We start from the raw sequence: 21437 nt of genomic DNA, 5'->3' as shown, positions 1-21437 counted from the left end.
GGCTTCCACTTCTACACTCGCGAGAAAGCCGTCACCAGCCGCTGGCTCGACCCCGCCAAGCACGGCGGCATCAACCTCGGCTTCCCCGAAAACGACTAGCCGACACAGCACCACGAGGCAGCGCAGCACGGCTGCCCGGCTCAGCACGACGAGCCGCCCCACCACGACCATTCACCAGAAAGACTCACGAGCAATGTCCTCACACACATCAGCACCCTCTCGGGACGCTGCGGAGAACACCTGGTTCAGGGCCCGCGGAGCCCTCTCGCGAGACGGCTGGGAGAGCGTTGTCGATGCGACGCTCCCCGGCTGGGAACACACGGGCATCCGAGTCGCAGACCTCTCCGATGGTGTGCGCCTCGAGCTGCCCGCAGGCGACATTGAGCGAATGGTCATCCCCCTCCGCGGAGACGCGTCCCTCGAGCTCGACGGCGCGGATGCGCCCGCGTCCGTCGAGCTCGAGGGCCGTGCCTCGGTCTTCGACGGGCCGGCGGACGTCGCCTACCTCCCCGTCGGCACCAGCGCCGTGGTCACGGGACACGGCAGGGTCGCCGTCGCAGAGGCGCCGACAGCCCAGGTCTTCCCGTTCCAGGTGCTCCGCAAGAGCGACGTGCCGGTGGAGCTGCGCGGTGCCGGTCGTTCGAGCCGTCAGGTGCAGAACTTCGGCATCCCCGGCTCCCTGCAGGCTGCCAAGCTCATCGTGTGCGAGGTCATCACGCCGGCCGAGAACTGGTCGTCGTACCCGCCCCACAAGCATGACGAGCACCACCCTGGCCACGAGAGCCGCCTTGAGGAGATCTACTACTTCGAGAGCGAGCCCACGAAGAACGCCACCGTGCCAGAGGGCGCTGACGCCTTCGGCATGTTCGCGACCTACACGTCGCCGGCCGGCGAGATCTCGATCAACGAGATCGTGCGCACCGGAGACATCGCCCTCGTCCCCTTCGGCTACCACGGCCCCGCCGTCGCGGCCCCCGGGTACGACCTGTACTACCTGAACGTCATGGCGGGCCCCGACGAGGCACGCGAATGGCTCATCAGCGACGACCCCGCCCACGGCTGGGTGCGCGAGCAGTGGGCCTCCCAGGAGTTCGACTCCCGCCTGCCGTACGGCACCGAGTAACCCGCCAGCCTTCTCCAAGCAACCAGCTCCACCAAAAGGAAATGACGCAGATGTCAACCAAGCGAATGACCGTCGGCCAGGCCCTCGTCGAGTTCCTCGGCAAGCAGTACACCGTCGACGGCGACGTGCGCGAGCGCACGATCCCGGGCATGTTCGGAATCTTCGGCCACGGCAATGTCGCCGGCATCGGCCAGGCGCTCAAGCAGGCCAACGTCGAGGACCCGAGCCTCATGCCGTACTTCCAGGCGCGCAACGAGCAGGCGATGGTGCACCAGTCGGTGGGCTACGCGCGCATGCGCCGGCGCCGCGCGACGTACGCGAGCGCAGCATCCGTCGGACCGGGCGCCGCCAACATGCTCACGGGCGCCGCACTCTCCACCGCGAACCGCCTGCCCGCGCTGCTCCTGCCGAGCGACACGTTCGCGACGCGCGTCGCCGACCCCGTCCTGCAGCAGCTCGAGTTCCCGCACGACACGGGCATCCAGGTGACGGATGCGTTCCGTCCCCTCTCCCGCTTCTTCGACCGCGTGCAGCGCCCCGAGCAGCTGTACTCGATCGCGCTCGCCGCCATGCGCGTCCTCACGGACCCCGCCGAGACCGGCGCCGTGACGATCGCGCTGCCCGAGGACGTGCAGGCGGAGCTCATCGACGTGCCGCTCGCCTTCCTCGAGGAGCGCGAGTGGCACATCCGTCGCCCCCTCCCGGAAGCCGGCCCGCTCGCGCGCGCCGTCGAGGCGATCAGGAACGCGAAGAACCCGATCATCGTCGCCGGCGGAGGCGTCATCTACTCGGGCGCCGAGAACGAGCTGCGCGCCTTCGTCGAGGCCACCGGCATCCCCGTCGGCACGAGCCAGGCCGGCGGCGGCGCCCTCGACTGGGACCACCCGCAGTACCTGGGCGGCATCGGCGCGACCGGAACGACCGCCGCGAACCGCCTCGCCGCGCAGGCCGACGTCGTCATCGGCATCGGCACGCGCTACAGCGACTTCACGACGGCCAGCCGCACGGTCTTCCAGAACGACGGCGTTCGCTTCGTCAACATCAACGTCGCCGCGTTCGACGCCTACAAGCACGGCTCGCAGCTGCCCGTCGTCGCGGATGCGCGCGAGACGCTCGTGAAGCTCATCGGGGCGCTCTCCGGCTTCCGCGTGAGCGACGACTACTCGCGTCAGATCGCGGCCCAGAAGACCGAGTGGGACGCGGCCGTCGACCTGGCGTTCGAGCCGAGCGGCCTCGAGCTGCCCGGCCAGTCCGAGATCATCGGCGCCGTGCAGGAGTCCAGCGACCCCCGCGACGTCATCGTCCAGGCGGCAGGATCGCTGCCGGGCGACCTCCACAAGCTGTGGCGTGTGCGCGACCCGCTCGGCTACCACGTCGAATACGCGTTCTCCTGCATGGGATACGAGATCGCGGGAGGCATGGGCGTGCGGCGCGCTGCCCCCGACCGCGACGTCATCGTCATGGTCGGCGACGGCTCGTACCTCATGCTCCACACGGAGCTCGTCACCGCAGTCGCCGAGGGCATCAAGATCATCGTCGTGCTCGTCCAGAACCACGGCTACGCCTCCATCGGACACCTCTCCGAGACGGTCGGCTCCGAGCGCTTCGGCACCTGGTACCGCGCGTTCGACGAGGCGGGGTCCAACTTCCAGGGCGAGCAGATCCTTCCGGTCGACCTCGCGGCGAACGCCCGCAGCTACGGGATCGACACGATCGAGATCGAGCCGAGCACGAACGCCATCGGCGAGCTGCGCGAGGCCATGGCGAAGGCCAAGGCGTCCGACACCTCCACGCTCATCCACATCAACAGCGACCCCCTCCTCTACGCCCCCGACGGCGAGGGATGGTGGGACGTGCCGGTCGCCGAGACCTCCACGCTCGACTCCACGAAGAGCGCGCGTGAGGACTACCTGGAGCAGAAGGCCGCACAGCGGCCGCTGCTCGGCTGACCGACCCGCCGCAAGCACTCCTCCAACCGCACACGAACGACCCTCTACAGAAAGCAGACGACGATGTCGCAGAGCATCCGAATCGGTACCGCACCTGACTCCTGGGGCATCTGGCTCCCCGACCACCCCGGCCAGATCCCGTGGCAGACGTTCCTCGACGAGGTCGTCAAGGCCGGCTACACGTGGATCGAGCTCGGCCCGTACGGCTACCTCCCCACCGACCCCGACCAGCTCTCCGACGAGCTCGAGTCGCGCGGCCTCAAGCTCTCCGCGGGAACCGTCTTCACGGGCTTCCACAACGAGGACGAGAGCCAGTGGCAGCGTGCCTGGGACCAGGCCATCGCCGTCGCGGGCCTCGCGTCGAAGCTCGGCGCAGAGCACCTCGTGACGATCCCCGACATGTGGCGCGACGACATCACGGGCCAGGCCAAGGAGGCACGCACGCTCGACGCCGAGCAGTGGAAGCGCCTCGCGGCCGGGCACGACCGCCTCGGCAAGGCGCTCCTCGAGGAGTACGGCGTCAAGCAGCAGTTCCACTCGCACGCGGACAGCCACGTGGGCACGTACCGCGAGGTCGAGCGGCTCCTGACCGAGACCGACGCCAGGTACACGAACCTCTGCCTCGACACGGGCCACTTCTCCTACTACGGCGGCGACAGCCTCCGCCTCATGAACGCGTACCCCGAGCGCATCGGCTACCTGCACCTCAAGCAGGTCGACCCGGACAAGCTCTTCGACGTGCTCAAGAACGACGTGTCGTGGGCGGAAGCGGCCGCCGACATGATCATGGTCGAGCCCCCGAACGGCATCCCGGAGCTCGGACCCATCGTCGCCCGCGCCGCCGAGATCGACCCGAACATCTTCGGCATCGTCGAGCAGGACATGTTCGGCTGCTCGGCCGACCGCCCGTACCCGATCGCCGAGCGCACGCTCAAGCACATCTGCGGCTCCACGCCCGCGGCCCGCGCCAAGTAGCACCTGAAGAAGAGGAACCATCACCATGACTTCAACTGACCTCCGCGTCGGCGTCGTCGGCGCCGGCCTCATGGGCGCCGACCACATCGCCCGCATCACGAAGCGCATCAGCGGCGCGATCGTCTCCGCCGTCATCGAGCCCGACGAAGGACGCGGCACCGCAGCCCTCGAGAACGCCCCGGGTGCGCAGTGGTTCACGAGCATCGAGGACGCCATCGCGGCGAACGCCGTCGACGCCGTCGTCATCGCGACGCCGGGCAAGTTCCACGAGCCCGTCCTTCTGCCCGCCCTCGCGGCAAAGCTCCCCATCCTCTGCGAGAAGCCCCTGACCGCCGACTCCGCGTCCTCGCTCCGGGTCGTCGAGGCCGAGATGGCCGCATCCGACCGGCCCCTCATCCAGCTCGGCTTCATGCGCCGATTCGACGCCGAGTACGCCCGCCTGCGCGAGATCATCGCCTCTGGCGAGGCCGGCGAGCTCCTCGCCCTCCGCGCGGTGCACCGCAACCCCGACGTGCCCGAGTCGTACACGCAGGACATGCTCATCAACGACTCGGTGGTGCACGAGCTCGACGTCATCCCCTGGCTCGCCGGCAGCGAGATCCGCAGCATCGAGATCAAGTACATGCGCCGCAACCCGAACTCGCCGGAGCGACTGCGGGAGCCGATCCTCGTGCTCCTGGAGCTCGAGAACGGCATCCTCGTCGACGTCGAGATGAACGTGAGCATCAAGTTCGGCTACCAGGTCGCGACCGAGGCCGTCTTCTCGAACGGCCTCGCGCGCATCGGCCAGGCCAACGGCGTGCAGACCTGGTCGGACGGTGCGTTCGCGAAGGAGGAGCACCGCTCGTTCGTGACCCGCTTCGCTGCGGCCTACGACGTGCAGATCCAGCGCTGGGTGGACGCGGTCGCCCGCGGCACCATCGACGGCCCTGACGCGTTCCACGGCTACCGCGTGGCCCTGGCCTGCGAGGCGGGCGTCAAGGCGTTCGGCGGGGGCATCGTCGAGGTCAAGCAGGTCGAGCGCCCCGCGTTCTACGACAAGGCATAAGGAGTCACCATGGTTCGCATCGCCCTGGACCCGACGCCGTTCCACCACGACGCCGGATTCCTCGACTTCCCGGATATCGCGGCCCGCCTGGGCTACGAGTACCTGCAGATCACGCCGCACCCCGACTTCTCGTGGTTCTTCCGCCATCCGTCGGCCGACGACGAGTACGCGCTGAAGTTCAAGAAGCGCGCAGCGGATGCCGGCGTCACGATCCCCGCCATCCTCCCGGTCCAGCGCATCTCGGGCCCAGAAGAGGCGGGTCGCCTCGCCGCGGTGCGCAACTTCACCCGCGTCATCGAGCTCGCCTCGATCCTGGACATCCCCGTGATCAACACGGAGTTCAGCGGTGAGCCTGCCCACTTCACCGAGTCGGAGGACGCCTTCCACCGTTCGATGGAGACGCTCCTGCCGATCCTCGAGCGCGAGGGCATCCAGCTCAACATCGACCCGCACCCCAACGACTTCGTCGAGGACGGGCTCGAGGGGTGGCGCGTCATCCGCGGGCTCAACAGCAAGAACGTGGGCTTCGTGTACGTCGCCTCGCACACCTTCCACTACGGCGACCGCGCGACGACGCTGCTCCCCGAGCTGGGCGAGCGCCTGGGCGCCGTCTACACGGCGGACACGTTCGACCATCACCGCTCGCACGGGCTGCGCTACATCTCGAACCCTCCGGGCAACGAGGCGCGCATCCACCAGCACCTGCGCATCGGCGACGGCGATGTCGACTTCGCGGAGCTGTTCACGACGCTGAAGCAGATCGGCTACCTCGACCGTGAGGACGCGCTCATCGTCTCGAACGTCTTCGCGGAAGACGAACGGGCCGACGAGGTCTCGAAGTTCCAGCTCGAGAAGATCCGGGAGCTTGTCGCCTCCTCCTGACACCGTGTGGCCCCGCAGCTCTGAGCTGCGGGGCCACACGCTCTCCTGGAATATTTGTCAGGACATATTCACATCACGTCATTCTTCGGTTACCATCAAGACACGCGTTCGCAGAAAACGCGCCCCCGCAGTACCCCCGCACAACCCCGCTCCACCTCGCAGCATCCATGACAAGGACGTCCAAATGGCCTCATCGCACCCGGCGGGCCCCACCGCCGAGAAATCACTTCCGCCCCTCACAGCTGGGCCGCACCGTTCGCGGCTCGGGCTGATCTCGATCGTCGCGTGCTTCGGCGGTCTCCTCTTCGGCTACGACACGGGTGTCATCAACGGCGCACTGAACCCGATGACCGAGGAGCTCGGCCTCACGCCACTCACCGAGGGCGTCGTCACCAGCTCCCTGGTCTTCGCAGCCGCCATCGGCGCCATCTTCTGCGGCCGCCTCTCCGATGGCTGGGGCCGCCGCAAGACGATCATCATGCTCGCCGTGCTCTTCTTCCTCGGCACCGTCGTCGTCGTCTTCACCCCGAACTTCGAAGTGCTCGTCGTCGGCCGCATCCTCCTCGGCCTCGCCGTCGGTGGCGCCTCGACGGTCGTGCCGGTCTTCCTCGCCGAGCTCGCCCCGTACGAGATCCGCGGGTCCATCTCGGGTCGCAACGAAGCAGCCATCGTCATCGGCCAGCTCTCCGCGTTCGTCATCAACGCCATCCTCGGCAACACCCTCGGGCACCTCGACGGCGTCTGGCGCATCATGTTCGCCATCTGCGCCATCCCGGCGATCTGCCTGTTCTTCGGCATGCTGCGTATGCCGGAGTCGCCGCGCTGGCTCGTCGAGAAGGGCCGCGACGCCGAGGCCCTCGAGGTCCTCAAGACCGTCCGCTCCCCCGAGCGCGCCGAGGCTGAGCTCGCTCAGGTCGAGAAGGTCGCCCTCGAAGAGGGTCAGGAGAAGCAGGTCGGATTCAAGGCCATCCTCGGCAACAAGTGGCTCCGCCGCATCCTGCTGGTCGGCATCGGGCTCGGTGTCGCGCAGCAGCTCACGGGCATCAACTCGATCATGTACTACGGCCAGATCGTGCTCATCGAGTCGGGCTTCGACTCGAGCGCGGCGCTCATCGCCAACATCGCCCCCGGCATCATCGCCGTCGTCGGTGCCTTCATCGCCCTCTCCTACATGGACAGGTTCGACCGCCGCAAGACGTTCATCATCGGCTTCTCGCTCACGACGGCCTGCCACCTGCTCATCGGCTTCTCGTCCATGATCCTCGAGCCGGGCAACCCGCTGCGCCCCTGGGTCATCCTGTTCCTCGTCGTCGCGTTCGTCGGCTCGATGCAGACGTTCCTCAACGTGGCCGTCTGGGTCTACCTCTCCGAGGTCTTCCCGCTGCACATGCGCGGCATCGGCATGGGTGTCTCGATCTTCGCCCTCTGGGTTGCGAACGGCTTCATCTCGCTGTACTTCCCCTCGGTGGTGGATGCGCTCGGCATCACGGGCACGTTCTTCGTGTTCGCGGGAGTCGGCGTGCTCGCACTCCTCTTCGTCGCGACGCAGATCCCCGAGACTCGTGGACGTACGCTCGAGGCACTGGATGAGGACGTCACGACCGGCGCGATCTTCCTCCCGACCGCCAAGAAGTAGCGTTCCCGCTGCACCAGCGAGCGATGGGCTCGGCCGATTCGGCCGAGCCCATCGCTCGTTCCGTCGCGTGCAACGCGAGGCCGACGATTGTGTAACAATCAGCCCATGACACCGCTCCTACTTGTCCTCTTCGCCGCGGTCTGCTTCGGCACGACCGGGACGGCGCAGGCACTGGGCGCGCCCGAGGTGAGCGCGTTCTCGCTGGGCTCCGCTCGCCTCGCGCTCGGCGGCACGCTCCTCGGCGCCTGGGCGCTGTTCGCCAGGTTGCGCCGCCGAGCTGCCCTCGGAGGCTCCCTGCAGCTCCGGCCCGACTCCGCCCGGATCCACCAAACGAATCGTGCCCAGCTCGGCCTCATCGCCCTTGGCGCGCTCGGCGTGCTCCTCTACCAGCCGCTGTTCTTCGCTGGGACGGCGGGCAGCGGCGTCGCCGTCGGCACCGTCCTCGCGCTCGGATCGGCCCCGGTCATCACCGGCCTCCTGCAGTGGGGGCTCGAGCGCCGCTTCCCCGGCCTGAGCTGGGGCGTCGCGACCGCGATCGCCATCCTCGGCGTCGCCCTCATCGCGGCCGCAGGGACAGGCGATGCCGGCGGCGCGAACCTCGGCGGCATCGCGGCGTCGGTCGGCGCCGGCGCGAGCTACAGCATCTACACCCTCTCGGCGAAGGCCCTCATGAACCGCGGCTGGAGTGCCGACGGCACCATGGGCATCGTCTTCGGCGCCGCTGGCGTGCTGAGCATCCCCCTGCTCCTCGCGAGCGGTGCCGAGTGGATGCTCACGCCGGCCGGCCTCGCGACCGCGGCGTGGCTGGGCGTCATCACCACCACCGTCGCCTACCTGTGCTTCGGCGCCGGGCTCGCGAAGCTGCAGGCCGCGACCGTCTCGACGCTGACGCTCGCGGAACCACTGACCGCGAGCATCCTCGGGCTGGTCGTGCTGCGAGAGCAGCTCGCTGGCCTCGAGGCCCTCGGCCTCATCGTGCTCGCGGCGGGGATCGTGGTCCTCGTTTTCGGCGCGACTCGTGCTCGCACACGCAGCGGCAGGCCGCTCACCGCACGCGCAGCGGACGCGAGCCAGGCCCCGGCGGGCCGAGGCGCGCGATGATCCACCAGAAGCCCCGCCCCGAGCCCGCCGCGCTCACGCCCCGGCCGACCGCGTCGGCGAAGCTCGCGGCGACCCTCCGCGACCGGATCCTCGAGGGGAGCTACGTCCGCGGCCAGTCGCTGCGCGAGGAGCACCTCGCCGCCGAGTTCGGGCTCTCGCGGCACACGGTGCGGACGGCGCTGGCCACCCTCGCGTCCGAGCGCCTCGTCCACGCAGCTCCCTACAAGGGGGTCGAGGTCACGAACCTCGACGACGCCGAGATCCGCGCCATGCAGGATCTGCGCTGCGCGCTCGAATCCGAGGCCGTGCGCATCCTGAACTCCCGGCACCCGGACGGCTGGCCGGACGAGGTGCGGGCGCCGATCCTGGCTCAGATCGCCCAGCTGCGGGAGCTCGAGGTGACCGACGCACATTCGTGGCGGCAGCTTGAAGCAGCTCACGCGGCCGTGCACCAGGCGATCATCGATGCGGCCGGGAGCCCGCGGATCAGCGAGACTGCACGCTCGCTCGAGAGCGAGGTGAGGCTCCTGCTGGCGGGAGCTCACGAGCACTACGGCGCCAAGGGGCTCGCCGAGGACCACGAGCGCTACCTCACCCTGCTCGAGCACGATGGCCCGACGGCGGTGCGCGCCCACCTCGACGCCCTCACGGCACACCTGCTTGCCAGCTCCCCCACCTGAGGCACCCTCCAGCGCCGCATCCCCACGTGAAGGCGCGCGGGATGCACACGAGGGACGCACGCGAGAGACGCCGAACGGGCGGGCCGATTGCTCGGACCGCCCGTTCGGGGATGCTGCGTGTGAGGCGCTGACTACTGGCCGGAGGACCAGCTGGCGCGACGCGAACCGCCGCGCTCGCCACCGCGTGAAGGCGCGGCCGGCGAGGAGGTGCCAGCACGACGCGGACGAGATTCTCCGCGACGCTGGCCCTGAGCTGCGCCTTCGCCCGCCTGTCCGCGCGCCGGACGCGACGCGGACGAGCCCTGCGAGGACGACGAGGCCGCGCGACCGCGGCCGCCGCCGTTGCCGGAGCCGCCACGAGCTGCGCCGCCGCGAGCTGGTGCAGCGTCGCGCTTGCGACGAGCGTTCGCGCCCTGCGACGTGCCACGGCCCTGGCTGACCTCGACGTTGCCGGATCCCGGTCCGCCCGGAACGGGGCGCACGGTCGGGGCGACTTCGCCGATGAGCTCGTTCACGAACGGCGAGTTGACGTTCGCACGCTGCGGGGTGACGCCGATCTTGGCGCGACGCAGCAGCATCTCGGTGTCCTTGCGCTGGCTCGGGAGCATGAGCGTGACGACGTCACCCTCGGAGCCCGCGCGGGCCGTGCGGCCGGAGCGGTGCAGGTATGCCTTGTGCTCGGCGGGCGGGTCGACGTGGACGACGAGCTCGATGGCGTCGACGTGCACACCGCGGGCGGCGACGTCGGTTGCGACGAGCACGTTGACCTCGCCACCGGAGAAGGCCGCGAGGTTGCGGTCGCGGGCGTTCTGCGACAGGTTGCCGTGCAGGTCGACGGCGGGGATGCCGGACGCGGTCAGCTGCTTGGCGAGCTTCTTCGCCTGGTGCTTGGTGCGCATGAACATGATGCGACGGCCCTTGCCGCTCGCCAGCGCGTGGACGAGGGCGGTCTTCGCCTCGGGCGTCTCCGCCTCGTACACGTGGTGCGTCATGGCCGCGACGTGCGAGTTCGACTCGTCGACCGAGTGGAGGATCGGGTCGCTCAGGAACTTCTTCACGAGCTTGTCCACGCCGTTGTCGAGCGTGGCGGAGAAGAGGAGACGCTGGCCGGACTGCGGCGTCGCGTTCATGATGCGGGTGACGACGGGCAGGAAGCCGAGGTCGGCCATGTGGTCGGCCTCGTCGAGCACGGTGACCTCGACGGCGTCGAGGTTCACGATGCGCTGCTTCATGAGGTCGTCGAGGCGGCCGGGGCAGGCCACGACGATGTCGACGCCGTTGCGGAACGCGGTCTCCTGGGGGCGCTGCGAGACGCCACCGAAGACGGTCGTCACGGTGAGGCCGGCAGCCTTCGCGAGCGGCTCGATGACCGCGGCGACCTGGGTTGCGAGCTCGCGGGTCGGGAGCAGCACGAGGCCGAGCGGGCGGCCCGGGCGGCGCTTGCCACCGGAGACGGCACCGGCGAGGCGCGCGACGAGCGGGATGGCGAACGCGAGCGTCTTGCCGGAGCCCGTCTTTCCACGGCCGAGGACGTCGCGACCCGCGAGGGTGCTCGGAAGCGTCGACTGCTGGATGGGGAAGGCTTCGTGCTTGCCGGCTGCGTCGAGCACGGTCACGAGCGACTTGGGGACGCCGAGTTCGGCGAAAGTTGAGGTGGTTTCCGTCATATGGAGGTCATGCCTTTCAATCGGCACGCAGAGAACGCACAACACTCGTGTGCTGCGCTCTTGCGGCGATGATGCGGGCGAATGTGCCCGTTCGCCGCAACTCGTGAAATCGTGCCGAGGCAGAAAGAGTGCCCTCGAACAACAAACGGTACGACGATCGTGGGAAATGGGACCCACAAGCTGTCGACCCTAGCACGCCGAACGCCTCCCGACCAGGGGGACGGCCCACGCACGGGGGTTTCGGCGCTCGTCCAGGACGCATTTATTAGAATCACCGTGCGCATGCACAGGGGCGGACGCCCATTCGCCCATGCCTGAGAAACGGTGACGAGATGAGCAGAGACCTGACGACGATCGTGTGCGACGGCTTCCGAGCCGCGTTCGAGCGAGAGCCCCTCGGAGTCTGGTCGGCACCCGGCCGGGTCAGCATCATGGGCGACCACACCGATCTGCAGGATGGCGTCGGGTACGCCTGCGCGATCCCCCTGCGCTCCAGCGCGGCGATCGCGCCCCGCGACGACGGGCGCATCCGCATCGTCACCGACCTCTCCCCCGACGAGGCGGTGACCGACCTGCGGTCGATCGCCTCGGAGATCCCCGCACGCGACTGGCGTGCCTACCCGCTCGGTGCGGTCGCGAGCATGCTCCGCTTCGCTCGCGAGAACCCGCCGGAGGGCACGCGCGGCGACGGCGACGAGACCGACCCTGGAGTCCCGTTCTTCCTGGGAACGGGCCTCGACATCTTCCTCACGACGGACGTGCCGGTCGGCGCCGGGCTCGCCTCCTCGGCATCCGTCTGCGCGACCATCAGCACGGCGCTCAACGACTTCTGGGGCCTCGGGATGAACGTCGAGGAGCTCGCCGAGATCGGGCGCCAGACGGAGGCGGAGATCGTCGGCGCGCCCAGCGGCCTGAGCGACCACATCGCCGTGCACGCCGCGCGGAGCAACGAGGACGTGTTCTTCGATGCTCGCGGCTCCGACGTCTCGATCCTGCCTGCGCCGAGCTCCGCCGATTCCGGCTTCGTGCGCGTGCTCATCGACACCAAGGAAGCCCACCGCAACTGGTCGGCCGAGTTCGCGCAGCGGGCCGATGACTGTGCACGAGCGGCGGAGACCCTCGGCTTCCAGACGCTTCGCGAGGTGCGGCCGGCGGAGCTGGACGCAGCGGCCGAGCGGCTCGACGACACCGTGTTCCGGCGCGCACGGCACGTGGTCTCCGAGATCGCCCGCACGCTCGAGTTCACGAAGCTCATGCGCACCGGAGAGGCGCCCGAATCCCGGAACCATCTCCTCGCGGAGTCGCAGGTGTCGCTGCGTGAGGACTTCGAGGTCTCGACGGCGCGCATCGACTTCACGGTCGAGCTGGCCACCTACCTGGGCGCGGCGAGCGCCCGCATGACCGGCACGGGCCTCGGCGGCTCGGTGTTCGTCATGCATCCCGCAGACAAGTTCGACGAGCTGCGCGAGAGCGTCTTGGGAGCGTACGCCGAGCAGGGGTGGGAAGAGCCGCTCGTGCTGGCCTTCGAACCCGCTGCTGGGGCGCGGCGCGACCGCTGAGCCGCAGTCGACTGGCACCCGTGCTGGCCTGTCCCTGGAGAACCGGTGGCGGCCTCAGGCGGTCGTGGCGTTCGCCGCGGTCGCCGTCGAGCCGCGCACGGTGAGCGTTGGCTGGATGACCCTCCGCGTCGCTCCGGACGGAACCCCTGCCGCCCCGTCGCGGGCTGCCGCCCGCACCCCCTCGATGCGGGCGAGGAGAAGCTCGGCCGCGGCGCGACCGACCTCGGCGCTTCGGTCATCGACCGAGGTGAGCGAGAGGTGGTCGAAGCCCGCGAGGTGCGAGTCGTCGTAGCCCACGATCGACACGTCCGCGGGAACGCGCAAGCCGAGCTCATCGAGCGTTCCCAGCACGCCGAGCGCCATGACGTCGTTCGCCGCGAAGACGGCGGTCGTGGCCGGCCAACGCTCGAAGAGGTCTCGTGATGCGCGACGCCCCTCGCTCTGGTCGGTCGCTCCCGAGCCGCCGATGACACGCGGCTCGAGCCCCGCGTCGCGCATGGCGCGCTCGTAGGAGCGCCGCCGGAGCTCGGCGGCGCGGCCGGTTCCCGTGACATGGCCGATCTGCGTGTGCCCGAGGTCGCGGAGATGCTCGACCGCGAGCCGCGCGCCGGCCTCGTCGTCGTTCGCGACGAGGTCGGCGCCCGCCGGCACGATCGCACGGTTGCCGGCGACGACCGTCGGCACGGGGAACCCCTCGGCAGGGACCGCGTCGACGTCGCCGCCGATGACGAGCCCCTCGACGCCCGCTGCCAGGAAGCCGCTGATGGGCGACTGCTCGAGGTGCGCGTTGAGATTCGCGTCGGCGACGGTGACGTGGAAGCCCGGCGCGTTGAGCACCGCCTGCATCCCCTCGAGCAGGTCGACGAACCAGGGGTTCCGGAAGTCGTCGATCATGACGCCGATGGCGCGGGTGCGGTTCCCGGCAAGCGCCGTGGCGGCCCGGCTCGGCAGGTACCCGAGCTCCTGGATGGCCGCGCGCACCGCTGCCCGCTTCTCGTCACTGACGCGGGTCGAGTTCTGCAGCACGAGCGAGACGAGGGATTTCGAGACCCCGGCGCGTTCGGCGACGTCGTAGATCGTCGGGCGCTTCTGACGCGGGGAAGGGGGCATTCGACACTCCGGACGACGATTGTTTGACAGGACATTGTTTCATGACCTACCTTCCAGTGTAGCGCTCCAACACCGTCGGCGGTCGCCTGCGCTCACCCAACACAGCTCTCGCAGAAACACAGGAGAACCAATGACAAAGCCACTCGGCGTCGCCGTCATCGGCGCAGGCATGGCCGGCCGCGCGCACGCCGCCGCCTACCGCGTCGCATCCACCCTCTACAGCCCCACGCTGCCCGAGATCCGCCTCGTCTCGATCGGAGACGTCAACCCGGAGTTCGGCGCACTCGCCGCCAAGCGCTTCGGCTATGAGCGCACCGACTCCTCCTGGCAGGCCATCGCGGCGGCCGACGACATCGACGTCGTCAGCGTCGTCATCGCGAACTCGCTGCACCGCGAGGTCGTCGAGGGCCTCCTCGCCGCCGGCAAGCACGTGCTCTGCGAGAAGCCGCTCAGCGACTCGATCGAGGACGCCCACGCCATGGCGGCAGCCGCCGAGCGCGCGGACTCCATCGCCCGCGTCGGCTTCACCTACCGCCGCTCCCCCGGCATCGCGTACATCCGCCAGCTCATCCAGGACGGAACACTCGGCAAGCTCCTGCACTTCAGCGGTCGCTACTGGACCGACTACGCGTGCAGCCCGACGGCCCCCATGAGCTGGCGCTTCAAGGGCGGCCCCGGCAGCGGCGCCCTCGCCGACGTCGGAAGTCACATGACCTACATCGCGGAGTTCCTCGGCGGCGAGATCCAGGAAGTCAGCGGAGGCACCCTCAGCACGGTCATCCACGAGCGGCCACTCCCGCTCGGCGCGGTGCTCGGGCACGACCACGCAGCGGTCAGCGACACGTTCGAACCCGTCGAGAACGACGACTACGCGGCGTTCTCGCTCAAGTTCGCCCAGGGCGCAGGAGCCATCGAGGTCTCCCGAGTCGCCAGAGGCCACGCGAACAGCCTCATCTTCGAGGTGTTCTGCGAGAACGGCGCCGCCCGCTACGACCAGCGCCGCCCCTCCGAGATCGAGCTCTTCCTCAACGACGCCCCATCCGCCCAGAACGGGTACCGCCAGATCATCCTCGGCCCGGAGCACCCCTACATCGCCGGCGGTCTCGCGATGGATGCCCCCAGCGTCGGCTTCGGCCAGAACGAGGCCTTCTCCTACCAGGCACGCTCCTTCCTCGAGGAGGTGGCGGGGATCTCGGAAGAGGACTCGCTCCCCCGCTGCGCGAGCTTCGAGGAGGGAATCCACAACATGGAGCTCCTCCACGCCGTCGCCGAGTCGGCCGCGGCGGACGGCGCAGCCGTCCGCATCTCCCCCACCAGCGCACAGAAGAACGGAGCCTGACATGCGTCTCGGCGTCTACAACGCGATCCTCCACGACCGCTCGCTCCCCGAGGCGATCCAGGTCGTCTCCGAGCTGGGCCTCACCGGCATCGAGCTCAACTCCGGCGGGTTCCTTCCCGCCACGCACATCCCGAACTTCGACGAGATCCTTGAGAGCGACGAGGCCAGGGACGCGTTCCTCGCGCAGTTCGAGGGCACCGGCGTCTCGATCGCCGGCCTCAACTGCAACGGCAACCCGCTGCACCCCGACCGTGCGATCGGCGAGCAGCACGCCGAGGACATCCGACGCTCGATCCGCCTCGCCGCTCGCCTCGGACAGGACCGGGTCGTCACGATGTCGGGACTGCCCGGCGGCGAGCCCAGCGCGACCACCGTGAACTGGGTCGTCAACGCCTGGAACTCGGCGGCGCTCGACGTCATCGACTACCAGCTGGACGTGGCGGCGGAGTTCTGGACTGAGATCGACGAGCTCGCTCGCGAGCACGGCGTGAAGGTCGCGCTTGAGCTGCACCCGCAGAACGTGGTGTTCAACCCCGCGAACTTCCGCGAGCTGATCAAGCGCGCTGGCACGACGAACATCGGCGTCGAGCTCGACGCCTCGCACCTCTTCTGGCAGCAGATGGACCCGGTGGCAGTCGTCCGCGACCTCGGCGAGTGGGTCTTCCATGCGGCAGCGAAGGACGTGCGCGTCAACCCGGCGGCTGCGATCTACGGCGTGCTCGACAACCAGTTCCGCAAACTCTCGGCGGACGAGCCGCGCACCAATCTGGGCGGCGACGAGTGGGCGAACGAGTGGCCGAAGAACTCCGCGTGGGACTTCGTCGCGCTCGGGCGCGGCCACGACACGGCGTTCTGGACGGAGTTCCTTCGCGCGCTGCACGAGGTCGACCCGGAGATGTGGGTCAACATCGAGCACGAGGACACCTCGCTCGGCCGCATCGAGGGCCTCGAGGTCGCCGCGAAGGTGCTCACCGACGCGGATGCAGCTCTCGAGACCTCGCTCTGACCCCACTCTGATCCCGCTCCGACCTCAGACTCGGGTGCGACTCTTCTGCGAGAGCCCCGCGCCTGACCACAAGGGCCGCATCCGCACGGATGTGGCCCTTCGTGGTCTCGGTGCGTTCCGAATTTGTTAGGACATTAGGACTTTTACCACTAGAATCGGAGCGCAGACAACACACGTCACCTCGCCCTCGACCTCAAGGACACCGCACCATGCCTCTCGTACGCATCGACGTCAACGCCGGCCGCAGCCCCGAGCAGATCTCGTCCATCGCCGACGCCATCCACGACGCCATCGTCGCCGAGTACGGGATTCCCGCTCGCGACCGGTTCCAGATCATCACCGAGCACCAGAACGGGCAGATCATCGCCCAGGATGCCGGCCTCGGCTTCGAGCGCTCGTCAGGTGTCGTCATGATCCAGATCTTCACGCAGCGCGGACGCACGCCCGAGGCGAAGCAGTCGCTCTACGCCCGCATCGCCGAGGCGCTCGGCGAGCGCGGCGTCGAAGGCAACGACGTCTTCATCGGCTACGTCGAGAACGGGCCGGAGGACTGGACCTTCGGCTTCGGCCGCGCCCAGTACCTCACGGGCGAGCTCGCGGTGCCCAACCGCGCATAGCGCTCTCCCCCGAGGCTCAACGCAGAACGCCCACGGCTCAGCCGTGGGCGTTCCTCGTGCAGCAGAGTCGGGTCAGCGCTCGACGAGCGTGATCTCGAACGTGTAGAGGTCTGGACGATAGCAGTGGCGGCCGTACTCGACCGCGCGGCCCGTCGCGTCGAAGGCGACGCGCGACATCGTGAGCACCGCGGCACCGCCGGAGAGGTCCAGCAGGCGCTCCTCTTCACGCGAAGCCGTGCGCGCACCGATGCGCTGCTTGGCGATGCGCATCGTCACGCCGCGGGCCCGGAGGAGCTGGTAGAGCCCATGCTGGACGAGCTCGTCCTCCGTCAGCTCGACGAACGGCTCCGGCAGCACGTTGTCGAGGATCGCCAGCGGGACCCCATCCGCGCTCCGAAGGCGCGAGATGTGCAGCGTCGGGCTCCCCACCTCGATGCCGAGGGTCTCGGCGAGCTCTGGGGTCGCGTCCTCCACCCGCCGCGAGAGGAGCGTCGTGGTGGGCTTCTGCGCCGAGCGCTCGAGGTCCTCGAAGAGGCTCGTCAGCTCGACGTTGCGGGTCACCGGGCCGTGCACGACCTGCGTGCCGACGCCCCGGCGGCGGACGAGCAGGCCCTTGTCGACGAGTTCCTGGATGGCGCGCCGGACGGTCGGGCGGGAGAGACCGAGGCGATGTCCGAGCGAGATCTCGTTCTCGAGCTTGGATCCGGCCGGAAGCGTGTCGTCCCTGATGGCCTTCTCGATGCGCTCCGACACCTGGTGGTACAGGGGCACAGGGCTCGAACGGTCGATGCCGACGAACAGCCCGAGTGGGAGTCGGGCCTCGCCTGTTGCTGCAGCTTCATTGCTCAATGGCGCACTCCTCGGACGACTTGATGACGTGACAATGCTACTCGGGCGACGGAGAGTTCTCTCCGTCGCCCGCGGCGAGGCGGACACGCCGCCCCGAGAGCTTGTCGCTAGCCGCGCCCCAGGTACTTCTGGAGCTGCTCGAGCTCGGCCTCGTTCGGCTGACCATCACCGGCCGCCTGGCGCCCGAAGCCCGCTCCACCGAACGCGCCGCCGGGACGCTTCGGAGCCGACGCCTCCTCGATGGCCTGCTGGGCGCGCTTTGCCGGGTTGCCACTGCGCTTGCCCTGCTGCTTCTTCTTCCCGCCCTTCGCGGGAGCCTTGCGTCCGCCGTGCTGGCCCGGGATGGGACCCATGCCCGGGATCTGCGGGGTGCCGCCGCGGGCGACGGTCTTCATCATCTTCGCCGCCTGCTCGAAGCGCTTGACGAGTTCGTTGACGTCGGTGACCGTGCGACCGGAACCGCGGGCGATGCGAGCACGGCGCGAGCCGTTCAGCAGCTTCGGGGTCTGGCGCTCGGCCTTGGTCATCGACTGGATGATCGCCTCGGTGCGGACCAGCTCGCGCTCGTCGAAGTTCTCGAGCGCCTCCTTCATCTGGCCCATGCCCGGGAGCATGCCCATCATCTTCTTGAAGTTGCCGGCCTTGCGCAGCTGCTGCATCTGCTTCAGGAAGTCGTCGAGCGTGAAGTTCTCGGTCGCGAGCTTCCCGGCGATCTCCATCGCCTCGTCCTCGTCGAAGGCCTTCTGCGCCTGCTCGATGAGGCTGAGGATGTCACCCATGTCGAGGATGCGCTTCGCCATGCGGTCGGGGTGGAAGACCTCGAAGTCGTCGAGTCCCTCACCGGTCGACGCGTACATGATGGGGCGCCCGGTGAGCTGCGCAACCGAAAGGGCGGCACCGCCGCGGGCGTCGCCGTCGAGCTTCGAGAGCACGACACCCGTGAAGTCGACGCCCTCCTGGAAGGCCTTGGCCGTGGCGACTGCGTCCTGGCCGATCATGGCGTCGATGACGAAGAGCACCTCGTCGGGGCTCGTGGCGCGGCGGATGTCGGCCGCCTGCTTCATGAGCTCCTGGTCGACGCCGAGGCGTCCGGCCGTGTCGATGATGACGACGTCGTGCAGCTTGTCCTTCGCGAAGCGGACGGCATCCGTCGCGACGCGAACCGGGTCGCCGACGCCGTTGCCCGGCTCGGGGGCGTAGACCTGCACGCCGGCCTGCTGGCCGACGACCTGCAGCTGCGTGACGGCGTTCGGGCGCTGCAGGTCGGCGGCGACGAGCAGCGGCGTGTGCTTCTCGCCCGCGAGTCGCTTCGCGAGCTTGCCCGCGAGCGTCGTCTTGCCCGCACCCTGCAGACCGGCGAGCATGATGACCGTCGGCGGCTGCTTCGCGTACTCGATCTGGCGGGTGTCGCCGCCGAGGATGCGCACGAGCTCCTCGTTGACGATCTGCACGACCTGCTGCGCGGGGTTGAGGGCGCGATTGACCTCGTCGCCGAGGGCGCGCTCGCGCACGTGCGCGGCGAAGTCCTTGACCACGGGAAGCGCGACGTCGGCTTCGAGCAGGGCGCGACGGATCTCGCGCACGGTGCCGTCGACGTCGGCGGGCGTGAGCTTGCCCTTGGAGCGGAGGCCGGCGAGCGTCTGCGTCAGCCGGTCAGAGAGGTTCCCGAAAATGGCCATAGTCCGCCCATTTTAGCTGAGGCCGGGGAGTCTGGTGTGCGGGGTGGCCTGAGAGAAGCACAACTGGGATCATCGGAGCATGACCAGCGCTGCTCCCCTGATCCTCCCCTTCGAGGGCAAGACCCCCCGCATCCACGAGACCGCCTGGATCGCGCCTGGCGCCGTCATCATCGGCGACGTCGAGATCGGCCCCGATTCCTCGGTCTGGTACGGCTGCGTCCTGCGAGCGGATGTGGGCGGCCGCATCGTCATCGGCGCACGCTCGAACCTGCAGGACGGCACGGTGGTGCACGTCGAACACGACGTCGACACGATCATCGGGGACGACGTGACGGCGGGCCACCAAGCGCTCCTCCACGGCACGACGATCGCGAACGGATCCCTCATCGGCATGAGGGCGGCGTGCCTGTCCCGCTCCGTGATCGGCACCGGGGCGCTCGTGGCTGCCGGCGCCGTCGTCCTCGAGGGTGCGAGCATCCCCGACCGCGTGCTCGCCGCCGGCGTGCCCGCGAAGGTGCGACGCGAGCTCACACCGGAGGAGAGCCAGGCGTTCATCCCGCACGCCGCCGGCTATGTCGCCCTCGCGAAGCGCCAGAGTCCCGCGAGCGCGGCCGTGACGCTCGGCGAGGCGCGTGGCGGCGAGGAGACGTCGACGCGCCAATAGGCTGGGGGCATGGTCTTCCTCGCAAGCATCGCGCTGCTCGTCGGCGCCGTCTTCAACGTCGTCGTCTGGCCCTCGTTCTACCGGCGAGTCTCGAATGACCCGCGGGCTCGCGACGAGAACGGACGCCCGACGCGGTTCCTCACGGTCCACGCCGTCCTGGTGCTCGCGGCTCTTGTCATCGGCATCGCCCAGGCACTGCTCGGCATCCTCCTGCTGACGAACTGACGAACTGACGAGGCGAGCGGAGACCGGAGACCGCTGACCCGCCTCGCCGCTCACGGACCGGGGCCCGACGGGCACGGAGCGCCAGTACAGGCTGCTCGGCTTGACTGGTGGCATCCCTCGTCGACCGATTGGCCACCGTCATGACCAAGCGCACCGCTCCCCTGCTCGCCCTCGCCGCCGTCGCAGCGCTGACGCTCGCCGGATGCGCGCCGACGCCGGAGCAAGCCGAGCCGAGCGCCTCCGCGTCGGCGAGCCCGCCGCCAGCGTCCACGACCCAGGCACCCACGACACCCGAGGCGTCCGGCGAAGAAGCCGGCCCCGTCGCCCCCGTCGGCGACCCACGGGTGGTCACGACCGGGCTCCAGGCGCCCTGGTCGGTCGTCGAGCTCGAGACGGGCGACTTCCTCGTGAGCGAACGCGACACGGGGCAGATCGTCGAGGTGTCCGCCGACGGCTCGAACCCCAACCGCGTCGTCACGACCATCGCCGACGTCGAGCCCGGCGGCGAGGGCGGCCTGCTCGGCCTCGCCATCGCCGGCACGAGCGACGACGAGGCGCAGTGGCTCTACGCGTTCTACACGGCGGCCTCGGACAACCGCATCGTGCGCTTCCCCATCACCTGGGAAGGCGGCGTCGGCGTCGGCAGCCCGGAGGTCGTCGTGGACGGCATCGCGAAGGCTGGCAACCACAACGGGGGCAGGCTGGCCATCGGGCCGGACGGCTACCTGTACGCGGCGACCGGCGACGCATCCCAGACGGAGCTGGCGCAGGACCAGAACTCGCTCAACGGCAAGATCCTGCGCATGGAGCTCGACGGCTCCCCCGTCGCCGACAACCCCTTCGGCAACCGCGTCTACTCGATGGGCCACCGCAACCCGCAGGGCCTCGCGTTCGATGGCTCCGGGGCGCTGTGGGCGAGCGAGTTCGGGCAGAACACCTGGGACGAGCTGAACAGGATCACGGCGGGCGGCAACTACGGCTGGCCCGTCGTCGAGGGGCAGGGCGACGACGCCACGTTCGTGAACCCCGTGCTGCAGTGGTCGACGAACGAGGCAAGCCCGAGCGGCCTCGCCTACTCGCGCGACACCCTCTTCATGGCGGGGCTCGGCGGCGAGCGGCTCTGGAAGATCGCCATCCCGGAGGCGTCGGAGGCGAGCGACGAAGCGCTCTACGTCGACGAGTTCGGCCGGCTCCGCGACGCGGTCGTGACCTCCTCCGGAAGCCTGCTCGTGCTCACGAACAACACCGACGGGCGCGGGTCACCGCGCGACGGTGACGACACGCTCCTGGAGTTCACGCTCGACGCATCCTGACCCGCTCCGCGCCGG

Annotated in this window: 19 protein-coding genes; 15 read left to right on the top strand and 4 right to left on the bottom strand. The window is 69.3% G+C overall.

Annotation, left to right across the window (positions count from 1 at the left end; all coding sequences use genetic code 11):
* Nucleotides 1-193: 193 nt before the first annotated feature.
* The 8 genes from iolB (at nt 194) to C5E07_RS03815 (ending at nt 9394) form a co-directional block, all read left to right on the top strand.
* A complete protein-coding gene (gene iolB, locus C5E07_RS03850; RefSeq protein ID WP_104298502.1) occupies nt 194-1123 on the top strand; it encodes a 5-deoxy-glucuronate isomerase in 930 nt (309 codons plus the stop codon).
* 50 nt (nt 1124-1173) lie between these two features.
* A complete protein-coding gene (gene iolD / locus C5E07_RS03845; RefSeq protein ID WP_374953183.1) occupies nt 1174-3072 on the top strand; it encodes a 3D-(3,5/4)-trihydroxycyclohexane-1,2-dione acylhydrolase (decyclizing) in 1899 nt (632 codons plus the stop codon).
* Nucleotides 3073-3135: 63 nt separating this feature from the next.
* A complete protein-coding gene (locus C5E07_RS03840; RefSeq protein WP_104240651.1) occupies nt 3136-4047 on the top strand; it encodes a sugar phosphate isomerase/epimerase in 912 nt (303 codons plus the stop codon).
* Between the two features lie 25 nt (nt 4048-4072).
* Nucleotides 4073-5095, top strand: a complete 1023-nt coding sequence (locus C5E07_RS03835) for a Gfo/Idh/MocA family protein (RefSeq protein WP_104298500.1) — start codon at nt 4073-4075, stop codon at nt 5093-5095.
* A 9-nt stretch (nt 5096-5104) separates the two neighbouring features.
* A complete protein-coding gene (locus tag C5E07_RS03830) occupies nt 5105-5977 on the top strand; it encodes a sugar phosphate isomerase/epimerase (RefSeq protein WP_104298499.1) in 873 nt (290 codons plus the stop codon).
* 163 nt (nt 5978-6140) lie between these two features.
* Complete coding sequence (locus C5E07_RS03825; protein WP_160071522.1) at nt 6141-7613, top strand: sugar porter family MFS transporter; 1473 nt, start codon at nt 6141-6143, stop codon at nt 7611-7613.
* A gap of 105 nt (nt 7614-7718) precedes the next feature.
* Nucleotides 7719-8714: a DMT family transporter gene (locus C5E07_RS03820; protein WP_104298497.1), complete on the top strand. Its 996-nt coding sequence runs from the start codon at nt 7719-7721 to the stop codon at nt 8712-8714.
* Nucleotides 8711-9394, top strand: a complete 684-nt coding sequence (locus C5E07_RS03815) for a GntR family transcriptional regulator (protein ID WP_104298496.1) — start codon at nt 8711-8713, stop codon at nt 9392-9394. Before C5E07_RS03820 ends, C5E07_RS03815 begins: the two co-directional genes overlap by 4 nt.
* 131 nt (nt 9395-9525) lie before the next feature.
* Here the strand turns inward: C5E07_RS03815 and C5E07_RS03810 are convergent, their stop codons facing one another.
* A complete protein-coding gene (locus C5E07_RS03810) occupies nt 9526-11061 on the bottom strand; it encodes a DEAD/DEAH box helicase (protein ID WP_104298495.1) in 1536 nt (511 codons plus the stop codon).
* Nucleotides 11062-11393: 332 nt separating this feature from the next.
* Here C5E07_RS03810 and C5E07_RS03805 point away from each other — a divergent pair, with 332 nt between their 5' ends.
* Nucleotides 11394-12620 carry a galactokinase family protein gene (locus tag C5E07_RS03805; RefSeq protein ID WP_104298494.1) on the top strand — a complete coding sequence of 409 codons (1227 nt, stop codon included), beginning with the start codon at nt 11394-11396 and terminating at the stop codon, nt 12618-12620.
* A gap of 54 nt (nt 12621-12674) precedes the next feature.
* On the opposite strand, the gene C5E07_RS03800 is transcribed toward C5E07_RS03805, so the two are convergent.
* On the bottom strand, nt 12675-13730 hold the full coding sequence (locus tag C5E07_RS03800; protein ID WP_104298493.1) for a LacI family DNA-binding transcriptional regulator: 1056 nt from the start codon (nt 13728-13730) through the stop codon (nt 12675-12677).
* Between the two features lie 130 nt (nt 13731-13860).
* On the opposite strand from C5E07_RS03800, the gene C5E07_RS03795 reads away from it, so the two are divergent.
* The 3 genes from C5E07_RS03795 to C5E07_RS03785 all read left to right on the top strand — a co-directional run bounded on the left by C5E07_RS03795 (nt 13861) and on the right by C5E07_RS03785 (nt 16692).
* Complete coding sequence (locus tag C5E07_RS03795; RefSeq protein ID WP_104240642.1) at nt 13861-15069, top strand: Gfo/Idh/MocA family protein; 1209 nt, start codon at nt 13861-13863, stop codon at nt 15067-15069.
* Between the two features lies 1 nt (nt 15070).
* On the top strand, nt 15071-16075 hold the full coding sequence (locus C5E07_RS03790) for a sugar phosphate isomerase/epimerase (protein WP_104298492.1): 1005 nt from the start codon (nt 15071-15073) through the stop codon (nt 16073-16075).
* A 209-nt stretch (nt 16076-16284) separates the two neighbouring features.
* The gene (locus C5E07_RS03785; RefSeq protein ID WP_104298491.1) at nt 16285-16692 is read left to right on the top strand and encodes a tautomerase family protein; all 408 of its coding nucleotides are present in this window, start codon (nt 16285-16287) and stop codon (nt 16690-16692) included.
* A 72-nt stretch (nt 16693-16764) separates the two neighbouring features.
* Here the strand turns inward: C5E07_RS03785 and C5E07_RS03780 are convergent, their stop codons facing one another.
* On the bottom strand, nt 16765-17541 hold the full coding sequence (locus C5E07_RS03780; protein ID WP_104240639.1) for a GntR family transcriptional regulator: 777 nt from the start codon (nt 17539-17541) through the stop codon (nt 16765-16767).
* Nucleotides 17542-17648: 107 nt separating this feature from the next.
* Nucleotides 17649-19220, bottom strand: a complete 1572-nt coding sequence (ffh, locus tag C5E07_RS03775; RefSeq protein ID WP_104240638.1) for a signal recognition particle protein — start codon at nt 19218-19220, stop codon at nt 17649-17651.
* Nucleotides 19221-19299: 79 nt separating this feature from the next.
* On the opposite strand from ffh, the gene C5E07_RS03770 reads away from it, so the two are divergent.
* The 3 genes from C5E07_RS03770 (at nt 19300) to C5E07_RS03760 (ending at nt 21422) form a co-directional block, all read left to right on the top strand.
* A complete protein-coding gene (locus tag C5E07_RS03770; RefSeq protein ID WP_104298490.1) occupies nt 19300-19884 on the top strand; it encodes a gamma carbonic anhydrase family protein in 585 nt (194 codons plus the stop codon).
* A 9-nt stretch (nt 19885-19893) separates the two neighbouring features.
* Nucleotides 19894-20109 carry an SCO4848 family membrane protein gene (locus C5E07_RS03765; protein ID WP_104240636.1) on the top strand — a complete coding sequence of 72 codons (216 nt, stop codon included), beginning with the start codon at nt 19894-19896 and terminating at the stop codon, nt 20107-20109.
* Between the two features lie 140 nt (nt 20110-20249).
* Complete coding sequence (locus tag C5E07_RS03760) at nt 20250-21422, top strand: sorbosone dehydrogenase family protein (protein ID WP_104298517.1); 1173 nt, start codon at nt 20250-20252, stop codon at nt 21420-21422.
* The last annotated feature ends 15 nt before the right edge of the window (nt 21423-21437 follow it).

This window comes from Pseudoclavibacter sp. RFBJ3 (assembly GCF_002931375.1).
GTDB lineage: Bacteria > Actinomycetota > Actinomycetes > Actinomycetales > Microbacteriaceae > Pseudoclavibacter.
The sequence above is the reverse complement of the archived record's forward strand: the minus strand, read 5'-3'. Positions and strand labels throughout refer to the sequence as shown.

Coding starts and splice junctions, on each gene's coding strand:
- iolB (WP_104298502.1), top strand. CDS start 194: ATGTCCTCACACACATCAGCACCCTCTCGGGACGCTGCGGAGAACACC.
- iolD (WP_374953183.1), top strand. CDS start 1,174: ATGTCAACCAAGCGAATGACCGTCGGCCAGGCCCTCGTCGAGTTCCTC.
- C5E07_RS03840 (WP_104240651.1), top strand. CDS start 3,136: ATGTCGCAGAGCATCCGAATCGGTACCGCACCTGACTCCTGGGGCATC.
- C5E07_RS03835 (WP_104298500.1), top strand. CDS start 4,073: ATGACTTCAACTGACCTCCGCGTCGGCGTCGTCGGCGCCGGCCTCATG.
- C5E07_RS03830 (WP_104298499.1), top strand. CDS start 5,105: ATGGTTCGCATCGCCCTGGACCCGACGCCGTTCCACCACGACGCCGGA.
- C5E07_RS03820 (WP_104298497.1), top strand. CDS start 7,719: ATGACACCGCTCCTACTTGTCCTCTTCGCCGCGGTCTGCTTCGGCACG.
- C5E07_RS03815 (WP_104298496.1), top strand. CDS start 8,711: ATGATCCACCAGAAGCCCCGCCCCGAGCCCGCCGCGCTCACGCCCCGG.
- C5E07_RS03810 (WP_104298495.1), bottom strand. CDS start 11,061: ATGACGGAAACCACCTCAACTTTCGCCGAACTCGGCGTCCCCAAGTCG.
- C5E07_RS03805 (WP_104298494.1), top strand. CDS start 11,394: ATGAGCAGAGACCTGACGACGATCGTGTGCGACGGCTTCCGAGCCGCG.
- C5E07_RS03800 (WP_104298493.1), bottom strand. CDS start 13,730: ATGCCCCCTTCCCCGCGTCAGAAGCGCCCGACGATCTACGACGTCGCC.
- C5E07_RS03795 (WP_104240642.1), top strand. CDS start 13,861: ATGACAAAGCCACTCGGCGTCGCCGTCATCGGCGCAGGCATGGCCGGC.
- C5E07_RS03790 (WP_104298492.1), top strand. CDS start 15,071: ATGCGTCTCGGCGTCTACAACGCGATCCTCCACGACCGCTCGCTCCCC.
- C5E07_RS03785 (WP_104298491.1), top strand. CDS start 16,285: ATGCCTCTCGTACGCATCGACGTCAACGCCGGCCGCAGCCCCGAGCAG.
- ffh (WP_104240638.1), bottom strand. CDS start 19,220: ATGGCCATTTTCGGGAACCTCTCTGACCGGCTGACGCAGACGCTCGCC.
- C5E07_RS03770 (WP_104298490.1), top strand. CDS start 19,300: ATGACCAGCGCTGCTCCCCTGATCCTCCCCTTCGAGGGCAAGACCCCC.
- C5E07_RS03765 (WP_104240636.1), top strand. CDS start 19,894: ATGGTCTTCCTCGCAAGCATCGCGCTGCTCGTCGGCGCCGTCTTCAAC.
- C5E07_RS03760 (WP_104298517.1), top strand. CDS start 20,250: ATGACCAAGCGCACCGCTCCCCTGCTCGCCCTCGCCGCCGTCGCAGCG.